19 protein-coding genes are annotated in these 22,750 nt (G+C 58.9%); 10 read left to right on the top strand and 9 right to left on the bottom strand.

The annotated features are described in order from the left end of the window. Positions 1–26: 26 nt before the first annotated feature. The gene (locus H586_RS0107490) at positions 27–1,523 is read right to left on the bottom strand and encodes a two-component system sensor histidine kinase NtrB (protein ID WP_051363923.1); all 1,497 of its coding nucleotides are present in this window, start codon (positions 1,521–1,523) and stop codon (positions 27–29) included. Between the two features lie 121 nt (positions 1,524–1,644). Between H586_RS0107490 and rimO the strand changes: the two genes are divergently transcribed. The 5 genes from rimO (at position 1,645) to H586_RS0107525 (ending at position 8,756) form a co-directional block, all read left to right on the top strand. Beyond that, entirely contained in the window at positions 1,645–2,937 is a 1,293-nt protein-coding gene (rimO, locus tag H586_RS0107495) for a 30S ribosomal protein S12 methylthiotransferase RimO (protein WP_011366628.1), read from the top strand. Positions 2,938–3,030: 93 nt separating this feature from the next. Beyond that, positions 3,031–4,755 (top strand): 30S ribosomal protein S1, encoded by a 1,725-nt coding sequence (locus H586_RS0107500; RefSeq protein ID WP_011366629.1) that lies wholly within the window; start codon positions 3,031–3,033, stop codon positions 4,753–4,755. Continuing rightward, positions 4,739–5,635, top strand: a complete 897-nt coding sequence (gene sppA, locus H586_RS18585) for a signal peptide peptidase SppA (protein WP_034618807.1) — start codon at positions 4,739–4,741, stop codon at positions 5,633–5,635. The genes H586_RS0107500 and sppA overlap by 17 nt, the downstream gene beginning before the upstream one ends. Positions 5,636–5,992: 357 nt before the next feature. Next, positions 5,993–7,507 (top strand): 4-alpha-glucanotransferase, encoded by a 1,515-nt coding sequence (gene malQ, locus H586_RS0107520; protein ID WP_027181739.1) that lies wholly within the window; start codon positions 5,993–5,995, stop codon positions 7,505–7,507. Between the two features lie 16 nt (positions 7,508–7,523). Continuing rightward, on the top strand, positions 7,524–8,756 hold the full coding sequence (locus H586_RS0107525) for a bifunctional nucleoside/nucleotide kinase/histidine phosphatase family protein (RefSeq protein WP_011366632.1): 1,233 nt from the start codon (positions 7,524–7,526) through the stop codon (positions 8,754–8,756). 100 nt (positions 8,757–8,856) lie between these two features. Here H586_RS0107525 and H586_RS18590 read toward each other — a convergent pair whose 3' ends face one another. Next, positions 8,857–9,423: a YaeQ family protein gene (locus tag H586_RS18590; protein ID WP_011366633.1), complete on the bottom strand. Its 567-nt coding sequence runs from the start codon at positions 9,421–9,423 to the stop codon at positions 8,857–8,859. A gap of 177 nt (positions 9,424–9,600) precedes the next feature. Between H586_RS18590 and H586_RS0107535 the strand changes: the two genes are divergently transcribed. After that, positions 9,601–10,779 carry a pyridoxal phosphate-dependent aminotransferase gene (locus tag H586_RS0107535; protein ID WP_027181740.1) on the top strand — a complete coding sequence of 393 codons (1,179 nt, stop codon included), beginning with the start codon at positions 9,601–9,603 and terminating at the stop codon, positions 10,777–10,779. Positions 10,780–10,816: 37 nt separating this feature from the next. After that, complete coding sequence (gene ung / locus H586_RS0107540) at positions 10,817–11,518, top strand: uracil-DNA glycosylase (RefSeq protein WP_011366635.1); 702 nt, start codon at positions 10,817–10,819, stop codon at positions 11,516–11,518. A 57-nt stretch (positions 11,519–11,575) separates the two neighbouring features. On the opposite strand, the gene H586_RS0107545 is transcribed toward ung, so the two are convergent. After that, a complete protein-coding gene (locus tag H586_RS0107545) occupies positions 11,576–12,601 on the bottom strand; it encodes an elongator complex protein 3 (RefSeq protein ID WP_051363924.1) in 1,026 nt (341 codons plus the stop codon). Between the two features lie 450 nt (positions 12,602–13,051). On the opposite strand from H586_RS0107545, the gene H586_RS0107550 reads away from it, so the two are divergent. Next, on the top strand, positions 13,052–13,345 hold the full coding sequence (locus H586_RS0107550) for an integration host factor subunit alpha (protein WP_011366637.1): 294 nt from the start codon (positions 13,052–13,054) through the stop codon (positions 13,343–13,345). Between the two features lie 80 nt (positions 13,346–13,425). On the opposite strand, the gene H586_RS0107555 is transcribed toward H586_RS0107550, so the two are convergent. The 6 genes from H586_RS0107555 to H586_RS0107585 form a co-directional block, all read right to left on the bottom strand. Beyond that, positions 13,426–14,922 (bottom strand): amidase, encoded by a 1,497-nt coding sequence (locus tag H586_RS0107555; protein WP_051363925.1) that lies wholly within the window; start codon positions 14,920–14,922, stop codon positions 13,426–13,428. 129 nt (positions 14,923–15,051) lie between these two features. Beyond that, entirely contained in the window at positions 15,052–15,792 is a 741-nt protein-coding gene (locus tag H586_RS0107560; RefSeq protein ID WP_011366639.1) for a septal ring lytic transglycosylase RlpA family protein, read from the bottom strand. Between the two features lie 204 nt (positions 15,793–15,996). Then, on the bottom strand, positions 15,997–17,811 hold the full coding sequence (locus H586_RS0107565; RefSeq protein ID WP_011366640.1) for a triose-phosphate isomerase: 1,815 nt from the start codon (positions 17,809–17,811) through the stop codon (positions 15,997–15,999). Then, the gene (locus H586_RS0107570) at positions 17,808–18,596 is read right to left on the bottom strand and encodes a hypothetical protein (RefSeq protein WP_011366641.1); all 789 of its coding nucleotides are present in this window, start codon (positions 18,594–18,596) and stop codon (positions 17,808–17,810) included. The genes H586_RS0107565 and H586_RS0107570 overlap by 4 nt, the downstream gene beginning before the upstream one ends. A 282-nt stretch (positions 18,597–18,878) precedes the next feature. Beyond that, complete coding sequence (locus tag H586_RS0107580) at positions 18,879–19,430, bottom strand: type I restriction enzyme HsdR N-terminal domain-containing protein (protein WP_027181743.1); 552 nt, start codon at positions 19,428–19,430, stop codon at positions 18,879–18,881. A gap of 132 nt (positions 19,431–19,562) precedes the next feature. Beyond that, positions 19,563–19,820: a hypothetical protein gene (locus tag H586_RS0107585; RefSeq protein WP_011366643.1), complete on the bottom strand. Its 258-nt coding sequence runs from the start codon at positions 19,818–19,820 to the stop codon at positions 19,563–19,565. 391 nt (positions 19,821–20,211) lie between these two features. Between H586_RS0107585 and dsrA the strand changes: the two genes are divergently transcribed. Both dsrA and dsrB read left to right on the top strand, forming a co-directional pair. Next, on the top strand, positions 20,212–21,525 hold the full coding sequence (dsrA, locus tag H586_RS0107590) for a dissimilatory-type sulfite reductase subunit alpha (protein WP_011366644.1): 1,314 nt from the start codon (positions 20,212–20,214) through the stop codon (positions 21,523–21,525). A gap of 21 nt (positions 21,526–21,546) precedes the next feature. Continuing rightward, positions 21,547–22,692, top strand: coding sequence for a dissimilatory-type sulfite reductase subunit beta (gene dsrB, locus H586_RS0107595; RefSeq protein ID WP_011366645.1), 1,146 nt, complete (start codon positions 21,547–21,549; stop codon positions 22,690–22,692). Positions 22,693–22,750 lie beyond the last annotated feature (58 nt).

A 22,750-nucleotide genomic window follows, 5' to 3' on the forward strand; every position in this document is an offset into this window, starting at 1 on the left:
AGGCTCCTGAAAGACGGGTAAACGGGTCAGAGCGCTGCCGGTGCGTCGTCCACCGTCAGCAGCGGTTGCAGAAACAGGGTGACGGATGTCCCCTTGCCCTCGGCGGTCTGCAGTTCAACGGCGCCGCCCATTTCCTCGATAAGTTTTTTGGTCATGGCAAGGCCCAGACCGGCCCCTTTGTCTTTGGTGGAAAAAAACGGGCTGAAGACATTTTCCCGTATCTCTTCGGGAATGCCGGTTCCGGTATCCTCTACCTGAATGAAGATTCCCCTTTGCTTCATTCCGGTACGCACCGTCAAGCTGCCGCCCCGGGGCATGGCTTCCTGTGCGTTTTTAACAAGGTTGATAAGGCACTGTTTGGTCATGTCGGCATCGCCGCGCGCCAGAGGCAGCGGTTCTGTCAGATCCACGCCGGTGGTTATGCTGCGTTTTTCATCGTTCAGCCGCATCAGCCCCATGGTGTCGCGTACTATGTGGTTCATGTCCACATCGCCGCGGCGCGGGTCGCTGGGCTTGGCAAAATTCATGGTGCTGCGCAGAATTGTGTCCAGCCGTCTGGATTCTTCCAATATGATGCGTGCTTTTTCGCGTGCGTTGTCGTCCAGCGAAGGCGACCGGAGAAGCGCATTGGCAAAGCCGCCGATGGCAAAAAGCGGGTTGCGGATTTCATGCGCGATGTAGGTTGCCAGTTCGCCTATGGCCGCCATTTTTTCAGATTGATGGAGTTTGCGTTCCATGTTGGTGCGGCCTGTGATGTCGCGGCGCATTTCTATGATCCGTGTAAGGGTGCCGTGTTCGTCATGCACGGGATACGTGTACACGCGGTGGTAACTTACCTTGCCTTCGGGGGTTACGCGGGTGTGTATCTGTTCCGCCTTGGCTCCTGTGCGCAGGGTCTCTTCAAACGGGCAGGCTCCCTGACAGGTGGAGCAGAAGTCCTGTCCTTCCAGATCGCAGCAGTAGCGGCCCAGCCAGTCTTCTTTGGCCCCGCCGCGCCGTTCCAGCACCTTTTTGTTCAGGTCGGTTATGCGTCCTTCCGCGTCCAGCAGCAGAATGTCTTCGTCAATCTGGTCGATGAGAGCGGCGAAAAGAGTGCGCGCATGTGAAAGATGCACATGGCATGTGCGGCACAGCTGTTCCGATGTGATGATGCTGAAAAAAGCCGTGACGGTACAGGCGTCCAGCACTGCCATGCGCGGCGGTGCCTCGCGGCGCAGACAGGCCATGTGTCTGCCGTCTTCCGTCATGTCTGCCAGCACGGTTGTCAGCGGTTGCGCTTCCAGCAGCGGCGCAAGCTGTGCATAGCGCGGAATGTGCGCCAGACCGGCGGGCGGCTGGGTGTCATCATCCAGCAGCAGCGCGGTGATGCATACCTGCGGAAATGCCTGCCGGAAATCGGTGCGGCTGAACAGCCCCGCCAGAAGCTCCAGACTGCTTCCCGTGCCCACTGTGGCTATGCCCAGTCTGACAGGCCGCACGGGGTGCAGTTCCGCCAGCGGCGGCTGGTGTGTGTTTGCGGTCATGATGCCTCCTTGACTGTGACGTACGCGGTCCCGTCCGGCCGGCATTATTTTACTTGCATAGTGAGTCCCGCCGTGGCAATGCGCGGGTTGCACAGTTACCTTTTACCCTGTCTTACTCCTTATGATAAGCGTTTATTCGATAAGTCTCGGCTGTCCCAAGAACCGCGTGGACACCGAGTGGCTGCTGGGCGTGCTGGGGCCGGAGGTCCGACCCGTCCGGGAGATGGCGGATGCCGACCTTGTACTCATCAATACCTGCGGGTTCATTGCTCCGGCGGTGGAAGAGTCTGTCCGGACGGTGGTCGAGGCCGTGGCCGAACTGGAAGACCTGCCCCGCAGGCCGCTGCTGGCTGTGGCCGGCTGTCTGGTGGGCCGGTACGGCCGGCAGGATCTGGCCGCAGAACTGCCCGAGGTTGATCTGTGGCTGACCAACAGAGACATGGATGCATGGCCGGAGATGATAGGCCGCGCGCTGGGAGTTGCGGTGCATGTGCCGCCGGTGCGTCTGCTTTCCACCGGTCCGTCATATGCCTACCTCAAGGTCAGCGACGGCTGCGGCCATAACTGTTCTTTCTGCACCATACCTTCCATCCGCGGCGGGCTGGTGTCCACTCCGGCCGACGTGCTGGAAGCGGAGGCCGTCAACCTGCTTTCCCGCGGGGTGAAGGAGCTGATATTTGTGGCGCAGGATGTTGCCGCCTACGGCAGAGACATGGGACTCAGGCACGGTCTGCGTTCGCTGCTGGACAGGCTGCTGCCGCTGGACGGGCTGGAACGGCTGCGGCTCATGTATCTGTATCCTGCCGGTCTTGATGCCGGTCTGCTCCGTTATCTGCGTGATGCGGGCAAACCTTTTGTGCCGTATTTTGATATTCCCGTGCAGCACGCCCATCCTGATGTGCTGTCGCGCATGGGACGTCCTTTTGCCCGCAACCCGCGCGAAGTGGTGGACCGCGTGCGCGATGTCTTTCCCGAAGCGGCGCTGCGCACGTCCATCATAGTGGGCTTTCCCGGTGAGACACAGCAGCACTACGACCATCTGACGCGCTTTGTGCAGGATGTGCGTTTTATGCATCTGGGCGTGTTTGCCTATCGTGCCGAAGAAGGCACCCCCGCAGCCGGCATGCCCGGTCAGGTGGATGAAGTGGAAAAAGACTGGCGCCGCGATGCCCTGATGGAAGTGCAGGCAGAGATAAGCGAAGAAATTCTGGAAGGGTTTACCGGCAGCGACGAAGACGTGCTGGTGGACGCCGCGCACGAGGAGTGGCCGGGGCTGCATGTGGGCCGCACATGGTTTCAGGCGCCGGAAATTGACGGCGTGACCTACATAAGCGGACCGGGGGTGAAACCCGGAGCCATGGTGCGTGCCGAGATAGTGGAATCGCGGACCTATGATCTTGTGGCACTCTCATAAACAGGATTTACAGTTGAGTTCCTGCCGCCTTTTTGGTAATGAGGCAAATCCCGCAGGACGGTAGCGGGAAAATTTGTTGGTTGGAGGAAACGTATGACAACCGAAACCATTGATACCTCTCTCGATGCAGAAATGAGCTTTGAGAGCGCCCTCGAAAACTACCTCAGCTCCGATTTCGGAGATCTTGAAGAAGGTTCCATTGTAAAAGGCGAAGTTGTCCGTGTGGACGGCGACTACGTGCTGGTCGATGTGAACTTCAAGTCCGAGGGTCAGATTGCTGCAAGCGAATTCAAGGACGCCGAAGGAAACCTTGCCATCAAGGTGGGCGACACCGTAGACGTGTTCGTAGCCCGCAAGAACGAGATGGAAGGCACCATCACCTTGTCCTTTGAAAAGGCCAAGCGCATGCAGGTCTTCGACAAGCTCGAAGAAGTACAGGAAAGTGAAGGCACAACCTGCGGTCGTATCATTCGCCGCATCAAAGGCGGTTACACCGTCGATCTGGGTGGAGTGGAAGCGTTCTTGCCCGGCTCTCATGTGGACCTGCGCCCCGTGCCTGACATGGACGCACTGGTCAACCAGGAATTCGACTTCCGCGTGCTCAAGATCAACCGCCGCCGTAGCAACGTCATCGTTTCCCGCCGCGTGTTGCTGGAAGAAGAACGCGATTCCAAGCGTCAGGATCTGTTGAAAACCCTCGAAGAGGGTCAGATCGTTACCGGTAAGGCAAAGAACATCACCGAATACGGTGTGTTCGTTGACCTTGGCGGTCTGGACGGTCTGCTGCACATCACCGACATGTCCTGGAAGCGTATCCGTCATCCCAAGGAACTGGTTTCTCTGGGGCAGGAGCTGGAACTGAAGATTCTGAGCTTTGACCGTGACAGCCAGAAGGTTTCTCTGGGCATGAAGCAGCTGGTGAACGACCCCTGGGCCGATATCACCTCTAAGTACCCCGAAAACGCCCGCCTGAACGGCAAGGTGACCAATCTGGTCGACTACGGCGCATTTGTGGAACTGGAACCCGGCGTTGAAGGTCTGGTGCACATTTCTGAAATGTCCTGGACCCGCAAGCTGCGTCATCCTTCCCAGATGGTTCGCGTCGGCGACGAAGTGGAAGTGGTCATTCTGGGCGTTGATCCCGACAAAAAGCGCATTTCTCTGGGCATGAAGCAGGTCAAGCCGAATCCCTGGGAAGTTGTTGCAGAAAAATACCCCGAAGGCACCATCCTTGAAGGTGTCATCAAGAACATTACCGAATTCGGCATGTTCATCGGTATCGAAGACGGCATCGACGGTCTTATCCACGTCTCCGACATCAGCTGGACCAAGAAAATCCGTCATCCCAACGAACTGTACAACGTGGGCGACACCGTGCAGGCAAAAGTGCTGACCGTGGATCAGGAAAGCGAAAAGTTCACCCTCGGCGTGAAGCAGCTGACCGAAGATCCGTGGAGCAAGGTGCCCGCAAACTACCCCGTGGGTACGCTGGTGAACGGCGTTGTTACCAACATCACCGACTTCGGCCTCTTTGTGGAAGTTGAAGAAGGTATCGAAGGTCTGGTGCACGTGTCTGAAATCAGCCAGAAAAAGGTGAAGTCTCCCTCTGAAATGTTCAAGGAAGGCGTGACCATTCAGGCGAAAGTCATTCACGTGAGCGCGGAAGAACGCCGCCTCGGTCTGTCCATCAAGCAGATCAAGGACGACGAAGAACGCCGCCGTCCCAAAGAGTTCCGTTCCGGCCCTGCAGAAGCAGGCGGACAGACTCTGGGCGACATTCTCAAGCTGAAGCTTGAAGAGGATGCAGCAGACAACTAGGCTTACCTTTAGCCAGAGGCATCCTTTTCTCTTCGGAATGATGCTTATACTGGTGGCTGTGGCCCTCTTCTGGGGGGCCATGGCCACTTTGCGTTTGCTGTTCGGCGATGAAGATTTTTCGGGCGGCCAGCGGCTGGGTCTCATCAACGTGCAGGGCATGCTGCTGGACACCACCCCCTATGTTGATTTTGCCGAAGAACTGCGCCGCGACCCCGACGTGCGCGGGGTGCTGCTGCGGGTCAATTCGCCGGGCGGGGCGGTGGCGCCTTCGCAGGAGCTGCACGACGCGGTGAAGCGTCTTGCGGCAAGCAAGCCTGTGGTTGTTTCCATGGGGGCCGCTGCTGCTTCCGGCGGCTACTACATATCTGTTCCGGCAACCCGCATTGTGGCCAATCCTTCCACGCTTACGGCCAGCATCGGCGTAAAGATGGAAATGGGCAACGTGCACGAGCTGATGAAGGCGCTGGGCATACACCATGTGGCGCTGACCAGCGGCGAGTTGAAAAATGCCGGTTCTCCCTTTGCGGAGATGACCCCCCGCGAGCGGGAGTATCTGCAGTCCGTTGTGATGGATATGTACGACCAGTTTGTGCAGGCCGTGGCCGAAGGACGGCATCTGCCGCCCGAGGATGTGCGGCTGGTTGCAGACGGCCGGGCCATGACCGGCAGACAGGCGCTGCAGGCGGGGCTGGTTGATATGCTGGGAGACAGACATACGGCCATGCAGGAACTGCTGCGGCTGTGCAACGCCACGGGGGAACTGCCGGTGCAGGCGGGCCCCGAAGAAAAACGCAGCATTCTGCGCGAGCTGTTTCTTTCCGTGCTGCCTGCCGGTGTCATTTCCGGTATGGACGATGCCCCGTACCGCTTTTTCTTTTAACGCCATCCGGCGTACTTCTTTTTTTCCTTTCTTTTTTCACCGCTGCTCATCTGCGCCGAGCCTGCTGTCAGCGTGACCGACAGGCAGTTGCAGCCGGCAGCCGATGTTTGTGACCAGTCCGGCGGAACCACGGAGCCGCCGCGGTTGATGGCGCGTGAACGTGTGCCGCGGCACCGCGTACCGGTTGTTTCTGCCTGCGGGCGGTGTTCTGTTCTCTTCAGACAGAGAACCGCGGTGCGGGCGGATAACACATGGCAGGAAGTGTCGCGTTGTGGTACGCTGGCGGGAAAGCAAGAAAGCGGGAACGCATGCTGTGTCAGACTGCGTTGTTCCGTATTTCAGCCGGGAGGTTTTTTCATGAATGTACGTTCCAGCGGCGTGCTGCTGCATATCACCTCGTTACCGTCGGGGTACGGCATAGGAGATCTGGGACCGGCCGCTTACCGGTTTGCGCGGCTGCTGCGTAATACAGGTCAGCTGTACTGGCAGTTTCTGCCGCTGGGGCCCACGTCGCCCGCCATCGGCAACTCTCCGTATTCCAGTCCTTCCGCATTTGCGGGTAACCCGTTGTTCATCAGTCCCGAACTGCTGGTGCAACAGGGCGTGGTGGCATGGCCCGACATTCAGGTTGCCGATCACGCACCGTTGTACGACGACCCCGCGCGGGTGGAATATGACAGGGGGGAGCGGCATCGGGAACGGGTGCTGCGCGCCGCGTTTGAGCGCAACAGCCATACGCTGCCCAGTGACGGGTTTTATGCGGAATTCTGCAGACAAAACAACGCATGGCTGGACGATTACGCCCGTTTTGTGACCATCAAGCGGGCACATGGCGGGGCGGAGTGGCGACACTGGCCGGCTGCGCTGCGCAACCGCGACGAAGAGGCTCTGGCGGCATGGGACGAGGACAACGCCAGAGAGATGGAATATGAGCGCTTTGTCCAGTACCTCTTTTTCCGCCAGTGGGACGCTTTGCACGCCTACTGCCGCGAACTGGGCGTGGTGCTGGTGGGTGACGTGCCCATATATGTGACATATGACAGCGCCGATGTATGGGCCAACCCCGAATATTTTCAGCTTGATGCGTCAATGGATCCGGTTTACGTGGCAGGTGTTCCGCCTGATTATTTCAGCGAGACGGGGCAGCGTTGGGGTAACCCTGTTTACAACTGGCAGGCCATGCGGCAGGACGGTTTCCGCTGGTGGATAGACCGTATGCGGCATAATTTCCGGCTGGCGGACGTGGTGCGTCTTGATCATTTCAGGGGGTTTGCCGGTTACTGGCAGATTCCCGCGGCGGAAAAGACGGCTGTCAACGGCCGCTGGGTCGATGCACCGGGCATGGAGCTTTTTTCCGCGTTCGGGCGGGCCTTCACCAGCCTGCCAATCATTGCCGAAGATCTGGGAGTCATTACCGCCGATGTGCGCGAGCTTAAAAACACATGGAATCTTCCGGGCATGAAGATTCTGCAGTTCGGCTTTTCCGGTGATCTGACCCGTAATCCTGATGCACCTTTTAACCACGAACGCAGGTGTGTGGTGTATACCGGCACCCATGACAACGCTCCTGTGCGGGCCTGGTTCACGCAGGAAGCGGGCGACGAAGAGCGTTTCAGACTGGGGGAATTTGCCGGACATTCGGTGCGGGAGGAAGATGCCCATCATGCATTCATGCGGCTTGCCATGGCCGGTGTGGCCGATACGGTTGTTTTTCCGCTGCAGGATGTGCTGGGACTTGGCGCGGAATCGCGCATGAACACGCCTTCGGTGGCTGAGGGCAACTGGGCATGGCGCATGACTGCGGATCAGCTGGAAGCGTATCATTACGAACGCTTTGCGGCCATGACCCGTTTTTTCGGAAGGCAGAGCTAACGGCAAAGGAGCACGCATGAGCGGGCTGTTCATTGTAATGGTGGGGCTGCCCGCCAGAGGCAAATCCACTGTGGCATCCAAGCTGCGCGAAGGGCTGGAAAGTGAAGGCCTGCGGGTGGAGATTTTCAATAACGGTGAACTGCGACGGGAAAGGCTGGGGCAGGATTCATCGGCGCCTTCATTTTATGAGCCCGGCAATGAAGAAGGGCGTATGCGGCGTGAAGAGCTGGCGCGGATAAATATACGCCGTGCACTGGCATTTTTGCATGCCGGGGGCGATGTGGCAGTGCTGGATGCCACCAACGCCAGCCGCGCCCGCAGGGCCATGATAGAAGAATCCGCGCGCGGGCTGCCGACGTTGTTTGTGGAATGCTTCAACGACGACCCCGACCTGCTGGAAGCCTCGGTCCAGCGCAAGACGCGCCTGCCGGAATTTGCCGGTCTGACGCCGGAAGCGGCAGCCGAAAGCTTCAACCGGCGTATCGAATACTACAGGCGGATTTATGTGCCGCTGGGCGAGGAAAGCTGTTTTCTGCGGGTGGATACGCTGAACAACCGTATCGTGGAGGAACGGCTGGGGTACAGGGTGCCACATTACATCCGCATCCGCGATATTCTGGTTTCCGACTGGGTGCGCAACCTGTATCTGGTCCGCCACGGCGAGACCGTTTACAACGTCGAAGGGCGTATCGGCGGTGACGCGCCCCTGACGGAAAAAGGGCTGGCACAGGCCAATGCACTGGGGCGTCACTTCAGCAATATGGTCATCCCCTATATTTTTACCAGCACGCGGCAGCGCTCGGCGCAGACTGCAGCTCCGGTGCTGGCAGGGCAGGAACGTCAGGGGTTTGCCGCAACACGCATGGCCCTGACCGAGTTTGACGAGATAAACGCCGGAGTATGTGAAGGCATGCGCTATGATGAGATACGCAGCCGCATGCCGGAAATCTTTGATGCGCGCGCCCGCGACAAGTATAACTATGTGTATCCCCGCGGTGAAGGGTACTCCACGCTTAAAGCCCGCGTGGACAGGGGGCTGAAAAAGGCTCTGTTTCTGTCGGGCAATGCGCCTGCCATCATGATAGTGGGGCATCAGGCCATAAACCGTATGATACTTTCACACTTTCTGTTCCGCAGAACAGAGGACGTGCCGTATATCTATATCCCGCAGGATCAGTATTTCCATATTGTATCCACGCAGAAGAAAAAACTTTTCGAACTGGTCCGCTTTACGGGGCAGACTGCCTAGCGGGCAGTGCCGCCGCGATGCCGACAGAGCCGGCGGCCAGCAGAGCCGAAGGACAGCAACGGCCCGTTTTGCGGGCCGTTTTTGCGTGTACTTTGCGGCATCAGGAGCGGGGCCGCGCGGGGTTGCCGGAGGCAGGAGTAAGCCTGTGCAGTGCCGAGTGCAGTGTGGCGGTACCGCTGCGGCAGGTCACCGTCAGTGCCAGCCGGTGGTTATCCAGAACAGCCTCCATGCGGTTTGTGGCATCCAGCATGTCGGCAAGCGTATGGACAAAACCGTTGTCAAAAGCCGTGATGTGGACCCTTTCCGGGCGGCGCACGGCGCGCGCGGAGGCGCACAGCAGAGACGCATCCCGCACTGTGCGGCGCAGGATGTGGAATTCTGCGGCGGCGGGCAGCCACGCTGCCACGCGGCTGATTTTACGCACGGCTATATTGCCGCAGTCCACCCACAACGACACACCGCCGTCGGGCGCGTAGGCCGCAAGATCCGGTTTAAAGTGCCAGCCCACGTTTTCCTCTATGCGCGGGGTGTGCGGCATAAACAGGATATACCCCAGAATTTTGAGTGCGATGTGCCATGATACCTCGCCGGGGGCGGCGCGCAGTACCGTTTTGCCGCGCAGCGTACCGCGGCTGCTGTGTCTGGTGATGGTGCAGGTATACTTCATGGCTGTACCGGAGCGTTATGTATTCTGGCACGGATTGCCGCGCAGGAGCAAGCGGCACAAAAGGCATACAAGGGACATTGCGGGGCGGGACACCTGCGGCTATAGTGCCGCCGGAACGGGCAATGCCGCACCGCGCCGGATTGCTGCCGGACCATATCAATAAGGAGCCTGCCAGACATGACACAGACCCGCAGAGTTGCACGCCGTGTGCAGCAGATCAGGATTTCCGCCACCAAACTTATGCCCATGCTTGCCGCCCGTATCGGCGGGTGTGTTTCTCTGGGACAGGGGGTGCCCTCGTTTTCCACGCCCCCGCATATCGTGGATGCCGTCTGCAGGGTGCTGCGCGATGATCCGTCGGCGGGCAAGTATTCCTTGCAGCCGGGTATGCCCGCATTGCGTCAGGCCATTGCGGAGCATCTGACTGCCGCAAAGGGCTTTGCCGCGGACCCTGACAGTGAGGTGGCCGTCACCGTGGGTGCCATGGAAGCTCTGCTTATGGCGCTGCTGACTGTTGTGGACAGGGGTGATGAGGTCATCATTCCTTCTCCGGGCTATGCCTCGCATGCCGAACAGGTGCTCATGGCCGAAGGCGTGCCCGTGCATGTGCCGCTGCGCTCCGCGGACTGGGGGCTGGATGTGGAGGCCGTACGAGCTGCAGTGACGGAGCGCACCCGCGCGGTGATTGTCTGCAATCCGGGCAACCCCACGGGAACGGTCTACGCGGACGAGGATGTGCGTGCGTTGTGCCGTCTGGCGCTCGAACACAATCTGGTGCTTATTTCCGACGAAACTTACGACTATATGGTGTTCGGAGGACATGCGGCGCCGCTCAGTCCGGCAAGTCTTCCTGAAATGCGTGAAAATGTCATTGTCATCAATTCGTTTTCCAAAAAGTATGCCCTTACGGGATGGCGTGTGGGGTACGCTGCTGCTTCAGCCGGATGGATGGGTGAAATGCTCAAGGTGCACGATGCCACGGCCATCTGTGCTCCCACTGTTTCGCAGCATGCGGCGCTGGCAGCCCTGACCGGTCCGCAGGACTGCGTGGAACAGATGTGCGCCGCGCTGGAAAAACGCCGCAGTCTGACCATGGACCGCATGGCGGCTCTTGCTCCCGCTTTTACCTGCGTGCCGCCGCGGGGCGCTTTTTATGTGATGGCCCGTTACTCCTGTACTCCGGAGCCTTCGCCGGAAGTGGCCCGGCGCATTCTTGAAGAGGCGAGGGTCATCACCGTTCCGGGTGCCTCTTTCGGACCGGCGGGAGAAAATCATCTGCGGTTGTCCTTCGGGGCGGACGAGGCGGAGCTGACGGAATGTTTTGACCGGCTGCAACGCTGGGCGGAGCGGCAGTGAACAGGCATGCCGTCGGATTGCTGTCGCGGGGGTGCGCATGAGCCGCTCTGATGTTTTTGCCGATGCCCCGCCGGCTGACTGGGCACAGGCTGTGCCGTTGCTGCGCGAGGGGGCGCATCTGCCCCTGCTGCGTTCAGTCGCGCGTCTGCGTCGTAGCAAAACCGTCTATCCGCCGGAAGGACAGGTCTTTGCCGCGCTGCACTGCACGCCGCTGCATACAGTGCGGGTTGTCATAGTGGGGCAGGACCCGTACCACGGCGCAGGTCAGGCCCACGGGCTGGCGTTTTCCGTTCCGCAGGGGGTCAAGCCGCCGCCTTCACTGCGTAATGTGCTCAAAGAGGCCGCCGCACAGAAGCCTGAAGCTCCGGCTGCGGCGGGTATGCAGCATAACGGTGTGCAGACGGATCTCACTCCGTGGGCGGAACAGGGCGTGCTTTTGCTTAACACCGCCCTCACGGTGGAGGCGGGCCGGGCGGGGTCTCATGCCGCGCTGGGCTGGCACGCGGTGACGGACGATATTATCCGCACGGTTTCAGAGCGCTGTCCGGCCGTGGTATTCATGCTGTGGGGCAATCATGCCAGACAGAAGGCGGCTCTGGTGGATACGGGGCGCCATCTGCTGCTGGAAAGTGTTCATCCTTCGCCGTTTTCCGCGCACAAAGGGTTTCTGGGCTGCGGGCATTTTGTCACGGCCAACAGCTGGCTGGCTGCCAGAGGGCTTTTGCCTGTGCTGTGGTAGTGCAGGGGCTTTGCGGTTCCGCCCGCAGGCGGAGCCGCCGGACCGCGCTACCGCAGATTATGAGAGCAGGAAGAAAGATTTGTCCCACCAGTGCACATTGGAGCGCCCCAGTCCGTGGCGTGCCCATCTTGGCACCAGCGTGTTGCGGTGTCCCCAGAATTCACCCTGAAAACGTCTGGGGGCATACAGTTCGGTGGCCTTGCCGCCCAGCATGAGCGTGTGGAAGGACACAAGACCGGCCAGTGCTTCGCCTCTGGCCATGCTGCCCAGCGCAGGATGATATGCGCCTGCCAGCACCTTTCCGGCCAGCGAAGGCACATGCGCCACACCGGCGCGGATGACCCGTATACCGTGCTTCCAAAATGTGTTCAGGGCCATGCCCAGCATCACTGATGCGCGGGCGACTTCCCATGGTCTGTATCTGCCGTCGCGCCACCACGAGGCCAGCAGCGTCCCCTCGAAAACAAGGCAGGGATACAGGCGTACCATGTCAGGGCCGAGTGAACAGGCTGTCCGGACATCACGCAGAAAGGCTCCCTCGCTGTGTCCCGGAAGGCCGGGCATCAGCTGTATGCCCAGTCCCAGACCGGCTTCGCGCACAATGCGGCAGCCGGTTACGGCGGTATGCGCCGTGTATCCGCGGCCGCTGCGGGTCAGCGCGTCGTTGCTGAAGCTCTGTATGCCCAGCTCCACCGTATCCAGCCCCATCCGGTGCAGCCGCTGCAGACCGGCAACGTCCACACAGTCGGGACGGGTGGAACAGCGTATGGAGGTGACCAGACCTTTATGACGGTACTGCCGGCCCAGCGCGATGAATTTTTCCTGCCACATGTCATCCAGCGCAGTGAATGTGCCGCCGTAATACGCCAGTTCAAAAGGAGATTCCCCTGCTTCATAGGCCAGTTGCAGTTCTTTCTGCAGCTGGCTGTACCGTTCGCTCAGGGCGGCGGGGCCTACGCCTGTCTGGGCTGTCTGCGCACAGAACACGCAGCGTCCCGGACAGCCTGCAAACGGAATGAAAACTGGCCGGATATGCCGTGTACGTGGTGCAGGTTCGGGATGGTAAAAAATAATGTCACTCATGAGCTGCTTCGATTATTAGTGTATTGCTATGGGGTTAGGAAGTTTTTTTACCTGCTGGTCAGTATAAATATGCCTAACCTTGCAAAGAGATACAAAATCTTCTTGAAAAAAGCGAATCGGATGTTTATATAACCATTTAGGAGACCTCGTGTTGACTCCGGCAGATACGTTCTGAAGTGCTGCAGACAGCGTATGGCGAAAATATACTATGATAATGGCGCGATACTGTTTGCCGGAACGCTGCAAGTCGTTTCGTTTCGCCGGAACAAGCTGTCTGAATCCACGCCGGGAATACGGCGGTTGCCGTTGAGACACGGCACTGTGAATCTGCGGAGAACAGCCTGAGGGTTTGTCATATATGACGCACCGGGGCACTGTGCTTTTTTGTGTGTACCAGGGACGCGAACACTGAAAGGAAACACCCGGCCGACCGGGTACAGGAGGGATACCATGAGTGGTAAGACCTTGACCAAGGCTGACATCGTTGATGCCATTTACGAAAAGACCGAAAGAAACCGCGCTGAAGTGAAGAACGTGGTTGAATCCCTTCTGGGAATCATGAAGCAGGCCATTAAAAAAGATCATGCCCTGCTGATCAGCGGGTTCGGTAAATTCGAAGCATACGACAAAAAAGCCCGCAAGGGCCGTAACCCGCAGACGGATGAAACCATTACCCTGCCTCCGCGCAAGGTTGTGGTGTTCCGCCTGTCGCGCAAATTCCGTGCAGAGCTGAACGGCGAATAGCATTGCGCACTCCGTCCGGATGAGAAGCCGCCCGCTGCAGAGCAGGGGCGGCTTTTCTTGTTTTACCGTGTGCTGCGGGGTTAGTGTCTGCCTGTGGTTTCCAGCCGTGAAACATGCACGGCGGGAACGCGTGTGTGCCACGGAGCGGCCTCCTCCAGCCGGGCAGCCAGACGGAACAGCAGCCCGTCGCGGCCTGTGCCTGCGCCCAGCTGAACACCCACGGGCAGACCGTGTTCAGTGGCATACAGCGGCAGCGATACGGCGGGTGAACCGGCCATGTTGAAGGGCGGCGTATAGGGAATGAATGTTCCCAGCATGGCGGCATAGTCGTCCAGCTCCATCTGCTGCAGGGAATATGCGCCCAGCTTTGCGGGGGGCGTGGTCATGACAGGCGTCAGCAGCACGTCGTAGCGCTCGAAAAAGCGGGCCATGGCCCTTCCCAGCAGGTGCATGCGGTTGAGTGCACCCGCATAGTGTGCGCCGGTTTCGCGCTGCCCTTTTTCCCACAGAAGGCGGGTCAGTTTTTCGGCATGGCGTTCATCCGGCATGCCTGCGGGCGAAATGAGCGGGCCCAGCGTGACTATCACCTGTGCGGCGACAATGGTCATGAAAATGTCGGCCACTTCGTCGCAGTGCAGGTCGGGAGCTGCTTCTTCCACATGGTGTCCCATGCCTTCCAGCAGACGGGCCGTGTGCATGACCGCATTGCGGCAGTCTTCGGACGCGGGGGCCGCTCCGGCGGGCCACTGCAGTGCGTATCCTATCTTCAGCCGTCCGGTTTCTCTGCGTATTTCGGTACTGAACGGCAGCGGCGGCCGCGGAAAAGGATACGGGTCGCCCAGCCCTGTGCCGCACAGCCCGTCAAGGGCTGCCGCACTGTCGCGTACGGTGCGTGTCAGCACGCCGTTGGTGGCAAGCGCGCCCCAGCATTCTCCCAGCTCCGGCGCCCATGAAAGCAGACCCCGGCTGCATTTGAAGCCCACCAGACCGCAGGCTGCAGCAGGAATGCGTATGGAGCCGCCCCCGTCGTTGCCATGTGCAACGGGTACGATACCGGCTGCCACGGCAGAAGCTGAACCACCGCTGGAACCGCCCGGAGAACGGGTCACATCCCACGGGTTGCGTGTCTGGCCGTGCAGCACACTGTCCGTGGTGGCTGTCAGGCCGAATTCCGGCGTTGCGCTTTTGCCTGCCGGCACCATGCCCAGCGTGCGGAAGCGGTGTGTCAGGTGGCTGTCTTCGCCGGGAAAAAAGCCGTCTTTCAGCGCCATGCACGCCATGCGGGTGGGCACACCCGCGTATGACGGGCCCAGGTCTTTGAGCAGATACGGTACTCCGTAGAGAGCCGCTTCCGGATCAATATGCCGCAGTTCGGCATATGCCTGCGTCTTCATGGGCTGCACCACGGCGTTGATGGCCGGATTCAGTGCCTCCATGGCTTGAAATACGGTATGCAGCACTTCGTCCGGCGTAATCTGGCCGGAACGGATAAGCCCCCGAAGGGCCACGGCATCCAGTGTTCCCAGTTCCTGCATGGAAAGGGCGGCATATGGCGGGGTGTCTGACTGCGTGGTCATGGTAAACCTCCGGTTATATTGTCACCGGAATCATGATACGCGTTTTTAAATAATTAACAATGGCTGCGGCATATAAAAAGGGAAGCCCTCCTGCGGAAGGCTTCCCCCGTGTGCGGCATGCTGCGGCGGTCAGTCCGCCACAATAAAGCTGTTGGGGAATTCGCGGCGCATGGATTCACGCACGGCTTCGGCATTGGACAGTTTGGAATACACACCGACCTGCACCCGCCAGAAGCCGATATCATCGGCATAGACCAGCCGTGCCGGTTTGCCTTCGGCCTTCATGCGGCTGCTCAGGCTTTCGGCGTTTTCGCGCTTGGCAAAAGCGCCTACCTGCACATAGAAGCGTCCGCTCATTTCGCCGTTGGTGTATGTGGGCACGTCTTCCAGCGATTCGATGCGCACCCGTGCAATGCCCGGCCCCACCATGTCGAGACGCTGCGCGCCCGTGTAGGTAAGGTCGATGATGCGGTCTTTCACAAAGGGGCCGCGGTCGTTGACCACCACGTTGATGGCTTTGCCGTTTTCAAGGTTGGTCACGCGCAGCCGCGTGCCGAAGGGCAGCAGTTTGTGCGCGGCGGTCATGCCGTACATGTCATAGACTTCGCCGTTGGCCGTGCGCCTGCCGTGAAAATCTTTACCGTACCATGACGCCAGCCCTTCTTCGGTGTAGCCGTGAGCGGATGTCATGGTGGTGTATGATTTGCCGTCAATGGTATAGGTGTGCGATTTTACGGGGCCTTTAGGTGCCGGACGGGGTGAGGTGTCCAGAACTTTTTTGCCGCAGCCGCCGGCAAGAGACAGTAATGCAGCGAGCATGAGCAGCAGTATGATTCTGGCGGTACGGCGTTGCAGTGCCGGATGGTGCATTCCATATCCTCCTGTAGTGGTCGGGCCGCGCGGTACAGCGCAGTCGGCATGCGGTGCGGCCGGAAAAACAAAAAACATCACATTGTTTGTAGTACGCTGCCGCGTTGCGGGCAAGTAAAAGAGGGCGCGGTTTTCCGCGCCCCCGTCAGTTGCCGTGTTGTTGCGCCGGCGCAGTCTGCGCCGGTTCAGTCTGTGCAGGGCAGATCAGGCGTCTTTTTCATTATCTTCAAGCATGGCCTTGCGGTTAAGCAGTTCTTCCAGCTGGATGTCCGCCCCCACGATACCCATGATGTCGTCATTTTCATCGGTCACCGGTGCCGAAACGGTCAGAATAAGCTTGCCCGTGAACTGTGACTGGTACAGGTCGGTCACATGCAGTTCGCCGGTCTGCGAGGGCCGCTGGAACCATTGCCTGTTGGAGAAGTCGTAGCCCAGCGGCAGTTCCTGATAACGCTCGTTGTAAGCCGGATCGGTGATGACGGAAGCCAGCAGCGTGCCGCGTACGTCGGTGAGGTACAGGTACTGGATGAACGAGAACTGCCGCACAAAATCGCTGAGGCAGGGATACTCGCTTTTCTGCGGTACAATGACACATTCGGCGGCCAGTTTGAGAATGATGGTGGATGCCAGCTGCCGGGCCACCGTCTTCAGCGAATCGAATTCGGAGACGAAAAGCTCGGGCAGGTAGCGTTTGACCAGTTTAGTCATTTCCTGATTGGAGAACGACGTGGTGCGGCCGCCTTCATAAGCCTGCATGATGCGGTTGTATATCTGCCCCACGGCGGGATGCGTTTTGGAAACCTGTCTTCCTTCAGGCACCCGCAGGTAGTTGTTGATCCAGTATGCGACCCCTGCGCGTCCCGATTTATCGGTGATGATAATGGGTACGGAACGGTTGAGTATTTTGCGGGTGTCGAAGATGTTGTAGATCTCTTCGTTTTTATTCAGCCCGTCCACATGGATACCGGCGCTTGTGGCGTTAAAGTCTTTGCCCACAAACGGATAGTTGTCCGGAATGCGGTACTCAAGCTCGCGTTCGAAGTATTCGCCTATTTCGGAAATGATATGCGTGTTGGCCGCGTCATCCTCTCCGGTAAGCGAAATGTATTCGATGACCAGCGCCTCTATGGGCGAGTTGCCCGTGCGTTCGCCAAAGCCCATCAGTGTGCCGTTGACACCGCCGCAGCCATACAGCCATGCGGTGACGCCGTTGACCAGCACCTTGTGGAAGTCGTTGTGTCCGTGCCATTCCAGCCAGTCTCCCGGCACGCCCGCTTCGTCGGTGAAGGCCCGCACCACACGGGGAACAGAACGGGGCAGGGTGGCGCCGGGATAGGGCACACCGTATCCCATGGTGTCGCACAGACGTATTTTGACGGGCAGCTTGCTCTGGCGCGACAGTTCCATCAGGCGCGAGGCAAAGGGCAGGCAGAAGCCGTGAATGTCTGCGCGGGTGATGTCTTCGAAATGGCAGCGCGGGGTGATGCCCCATTCAAGCGCTTTTTCGATCACGCGCAGGTAGTTTTCCATGGCCTGCTGCCGGTCAAGTCCCAGCTTGAGATGTATGTGATAATCCGAAACCGATGTGAGCATGCCCACTTCGGTGAATTCCATTGATTTTGCGATCTTCAGATCATTTTCATTGGCCCGTATCCATCCTGTGATCTGCGGATATTTGTACCCTTTGGCGCGGCAGGCATCTATGGCGCGCCTGTCTTTGTCGGAGTACATGAAAAATTCCGACGCGCGGATGAGGCCGCTCATGCCGCCCAGCAGGTGCAGCATGTCAAAAATTTCGGAAATCTGCTTTACCGTATAGGGCGGCCGGGCCTGCTGTCCGTCACGGAAGGTGGTATCCGTGATGAACATGGGATCGGCAGGGCGCGGCATGATGTGGATATCGTCAAAGGCGATTCTGCTGATTTTGGAATAGGGAAATATGTCGCGGTACAGTTCGGGATCTTCTCTGTTCTGCAGCGACAGCCGGGTTACCGGGCGGTTCAGGTGCAAAAGGCTCATGCGTCGATCGCCCTCCTGTTGGATGAATTGTTTTGCAGCGTTACGGCCTGCCTGTGCAGCTGCCGCGCCTTTTCGCATCGGGGGGCCAGATTTACGGCCATGGCCGCGGCATGGGCGGCTTCGGCGTAGCGGCCCCCTTCCACCAGGCTTTCGCCCGCCTGAATATACAGGCGTTCGGGTTTGTCTTCGTATATGCCGCGCAGCAGCGCGTCGTAATGCCCGCCGAAAACGGAACGCACCAGCTGGTCGCGATCGTGCAGCAGCCGCGCCAGCAGGCGGTTTCCGGCATGGGATTCGTAATAATTGCAAAGCATGAGCTTGGTCTGTTCCAGCAGAAAACGGATACGCTGTACTTCGCGGGTCATGCTTTCCTGCGTCTGCGGCAGCACTTCTTCCATACGGCCCGCCAGCGGTTCCACGTCCTTGCCCTGCAGCGAACGCGAAAGCGTGCGGTAACGCAGACCGTAGCGTTCATGCTGGTAGGCGTCTTCTTTCAGCTTCACGCATTCATGAAAAATATAGCCCAGAGTCCAGTCGATCATGGGGGCTATATCGCGTGCTCCGTCGTCGTTGCCGAAAAGATGGTGGGCAGTGTCCTTCAGGCGCCACAGCAGCCCCTTGTTCATCATGGTGCCCTGCAGTTCGTTGAACACGGTGAACGAGACCGAGCCCGTGGTGTCGAACTGGGTGAACTGTTTTTCGAGAATGCGGCACGACAGGCAGAAGTCACGCATGACGTCGCGCGCGAATTCCTGCATGTTTGATCTGATCCACCGTGTGGACATGAAACCTCCGACCGTGACGCCGCGGCTGATGCGGCTTTTCATTGGCGGTTGCGGCGCAGCCGGTTGTGTTGTGTGCAGCCGGACGGCGGCAGACGGGCATGCGGGCCGGCATGCGGCGGCATAAAAAAGGTGCTGCCCTGCCGCTGTGCAGGGGCCGTGACCACGCGTAAAGCCGCGTTGTATTCCAAGTGATTTGATGAATCAATATCCGCAGGAGAAAACTGCGGAACCGGCAGCACCTTTCAATGAAGCACGCGTTGACATATTTGTCAACGTCGCCTGTCAGAGCATGCACACGGATTCGTCGCAGCAGGTCTTCATGAATTCACTGTATGTGTACAGGATGCGCTGCTCACGCAGGGTGCGTTCCGGCGTCAGAGGAACGGCGGGGTGCTGCCGCGCCAGTTCCAGCGCGCGGGAGCGCGGCGGCAGTGCGCGCATGCCGTCGCGCAGCGTGGTGCCGCCGGCGGTTTCCAGCAGCAGGGCGTCACGGGTATCGGTAACGGCCACCAGAGGAACGGGGCCGTGCTTGCCCAGCCGCGCTGCGGCCAGACTTTCGCGGGTGAAGGTGTTCACCTGGCCGGGCACGAAAAGAATATACAGAAACGGTCTGCCGTCATCATCCTGCGCGGCAAGGTCCACAGTGCGGCAGTATTGTTTTCCGTCAACGGGAAAACGGACGGAAATTCTGGGTTCAAGCAATGCTGCCGGATACCCCAGCTCTTCCACCATCAGCTGCGCCAGCGCCTGCCGCAGGTCTTCGTAGGTGGTGTTTTCTATGTCCGTTCCTGTCAGATAGTCGCGGATGGTCTGTCCCAGACTGACTTCATGCATGGCTGCCTCCTGTGCGGAGCAATGTCCGGTTGCGTGACTGTTACCATACGGTAAGAACGCCGGCGCAACCGGACAATACCGCAGGGGCGGAAAAAAAAGACAACCCGCGGACACGGCATCGGGCAGGCGCTGTTAGCCGTTTTTCAGCAGCACCTGTGCCACGGCCTCGTCGTACAGCGCCATGGGGTTACTCTCGCGGCCCATGTCGCGGTACATCTGTGCCGCATTGCGGATGACGTCTATGGAAATCCATTCATGTTGTTCCCACACTTCGGGGCGGTCCTGATGCCACAGGCGGAACTCTATGGAATCTGAACCGTTGCGCACATAAACGCGTACCTGCTTGTTGCTGGGGTCGGGGTAGTAATAATGTCCCTTGTCGTCTTTCATGATACACCTCTCGTATGAAATGGCCGCACGCCGCTGCCTTGCCCGTGCGTGTGACCCGCCGGAGGGCTGTTAGTCAAGTAAAACCGCCTGTGCCTGCCGCAATGCTGCGTGCACACTGCAGGCGGCAGGGGCAGTGTGGCATGCCGTGCCAGTAGTGCCGTAAATGTGCGCGGGCAAGGGCTTTGTATGTGTCGCAGGGCTTGACAAAGGTCCTTTTTGCTTCTAGCAATGAATTACTTTGTCCAAAAAATCACGTAGTTTTCGGTGGACGCGGTGCGCTGACCAAGCACCGGTGCAAGTCGAAAACGCCGCTTCTTCCCCATGTTACAGGGGGGGGAAGCGAGTTCATGTATGGTTGTGAACACAAACTAACCAATGTGGAGGAAAGGCAATGGCTAAACATGCAACTCCCAAGTTGGACCAGCTCGAGTCCGGGCCTTGGCCCAGCTTCGTGTCCGACATCAAGCAGGAAGCCGAAATGCGGGCGAAGAACCCCAAGGGTCTGGACTACCAGATTCCCGTGGACTGCCCCGAAGACCTGCTCGGTGTCCTTGAGTTGTCCTACAACGAAGGTGAAACGCACTGGAAGCACGGCGGTATCGTGGGTGTTTTCGGTTACGGCGGCGGCGTTATCGGCCGTTACTGTGACCAGCCCGAAATGTTCCCCGGCGTGGCACATTTCCACACCGTCCGCGTGAACCAGCCTGCAGGTAAGTTCTACACCTCCGAATACCTGCGCAAGCTCTGCGATATCTGGGACCTGCGCGGTTCCGGCCTGACCAACATGCACGGCTCCACCGGTGACATCGTTCTGCTGGGTACCACCACTCCCCAGCTGGAAGAGATTTTCTGGGAACTGACCCACGATCTGGAAACCGACCTCGGCGGTTCCGGCTCCAACCTGCGTACCCCTGCTGCCTGTATGGGTGAATCGCGCTGCGAATACGCATGTTACGATTCCCAGCAGATGTGCTACGATCTTACTCAGGAATATCAGGACGAACTTCACCGTCCCGCATTCCCCTACAAGTTCAAGTTCAAGTTCGATGCCTGCCCCAACGGCTGCGTTGCTTCCATCGCACGTTCCGACTTCTCCGTGATCGGTACATGGAAAGACTCCATCAAGATCGATCAGGACGCAGTTGCCGAATACGTTGCCGGCAAGATCGCACCCAACGCCGGTGCACACTCCGGCCGCGACTGGGGCAAGTTCGACATCGAAGCTGAAGTTGTTAACCGTTGCCCCTCCAAGGCTCTTAGCTGGGACGGTTCCAAGCTGTCCGTGAACGCCAAGGACTGCGTACGTTGCATGCACTGCATCAACACCATGCCCAAGGCTGTTCGCATCGGTGACGAGCGCGGCGCCTCCATTCTGGTCGGCGCAAAGGCTCCCATTCTCGACGGCGCCCAGATGGGCTCCCTGCTGGTTCCCTTCATCGAAGCCAAGGACCCCTGGGACGAAGTCAAGGAAGTCATTGAGAACATCTGGGACTGGTGGATGGAAGAAGGCAAGAACCGCGAACGTGTGGGTGAAACCATCAAGCGCCTCAGCCTGCAGAAGCTGCTTGAAGTTACCAATACGGCTCCCCAGCCGCAGCACGTTGTCGAGCCTCGTTCCAACCCCTACATCTTCTTCAAGGAAGAAGAAGTTCCCGGTGGTTGGGATCGTGACATCACGGAATACCGTAAGAGACACCAGCGCTAAACTTAAGAGGGGTACCCAAAAATGGCATTCATCTCTTCTGGATACAATCCCGAAAAACCGATGGAAGGTCGGATTACCGACATTGGCCCGCAGCATTACGCACAGTTCTACCCGCCTGTTATCGCACGTAACAAGGGTAAGTGGCTGTACCACGAAATCATCGAACCCGGCGTTCTGGTGCACGTGGCTGAATCCGGCGAAAAAGTGTACACCGTCCGTGTGGGCGCTGCACGTCTGATGTCCATCACCCACATTCGCGAAATCTGCGAAATCGCAGACAAGCATTGCGGCGGACATCTGCGTTTCACCACTCGTAACAACGTTGAATTCATGGTGGAAACCGAAGAAGCCATGAAAGCTCTGCGTGACGACCTTGCTTCGCGCAAGTTCGACGGCGGTTCCAAGAAGTTCCCCGTGGGCGGCACCGGTGCTGGTATTTCCAACATCGTGCACACTCAGGGCTGGGTACACTGCCACACCCCCGCCACCGACGCTTCCGGTCCGGTTAAGGCCATCATGGACGAAGTCTTCGAAGACTTCCAGAGCATGCGCCTTCCCGCTCCCGTGCGTATTTCGCTGGCCTGCTGCATCAACATGTGCGGCGCCGTTCACTGCTCCGACATCGGCGTTGTGGGTATCCACCGCAAGCCCCCGATGATCGACCACGCATGGACCGACCAGCTGTGCGAAATCCCGCTGGCCGTTGCTTCCTGCCCCACCGCCGCTGTTCGTCCCACCAAGGTTGAACTGGACGGCAAAAAGGTGAACAGCATCGCCATCAAGAACGAACGCTGCATGTACTGCGGTAACTGCTACACCATGTGCCCCGCACTGCCCATCTCCGACGGTGAAGGCGACGGTTGCGTGATCATGGTCGGCGGTAAGGTTTCCAACCGTATCAGCATGCCCAAGTTCTCCAAGGTTGTGGTTGCGTACATCCCCAACGAGGCTCCTCGCTGGCCCACGCTGACCAATACCATCAAGCACATCATCGAAGTCTACTCGGAAAACGCTATGAAATACGAGCGTCTGGGCGACTGGGCTGAACGTATCGGCTGGGAACGCTTCTTCCAGCTGACCGGTCTTGAGTTCACCCACCACCTGATCGACGACTTCCGCGATCCGGCCTACTACACCTGGCGTCAGAGCACCCAGTTCAAGTTCTAGGCCACTGAGCCAATTATGCCGGGCGGAGATTTTCTCCGCCCGGTTCATCCCAGAGAGG

It is taken from the genome of Oleidesulfovibrio alaskensis DSM 16109 (assembly GCF_000482745.1).
Lineage (GTDB): Bacteria > Desulfobacterota > Desulfovibrionia > Desulfovibrionales > Desulfovibrionaceae > Oleidesulfovibrio > Oleidesulfovibrio alaskensis.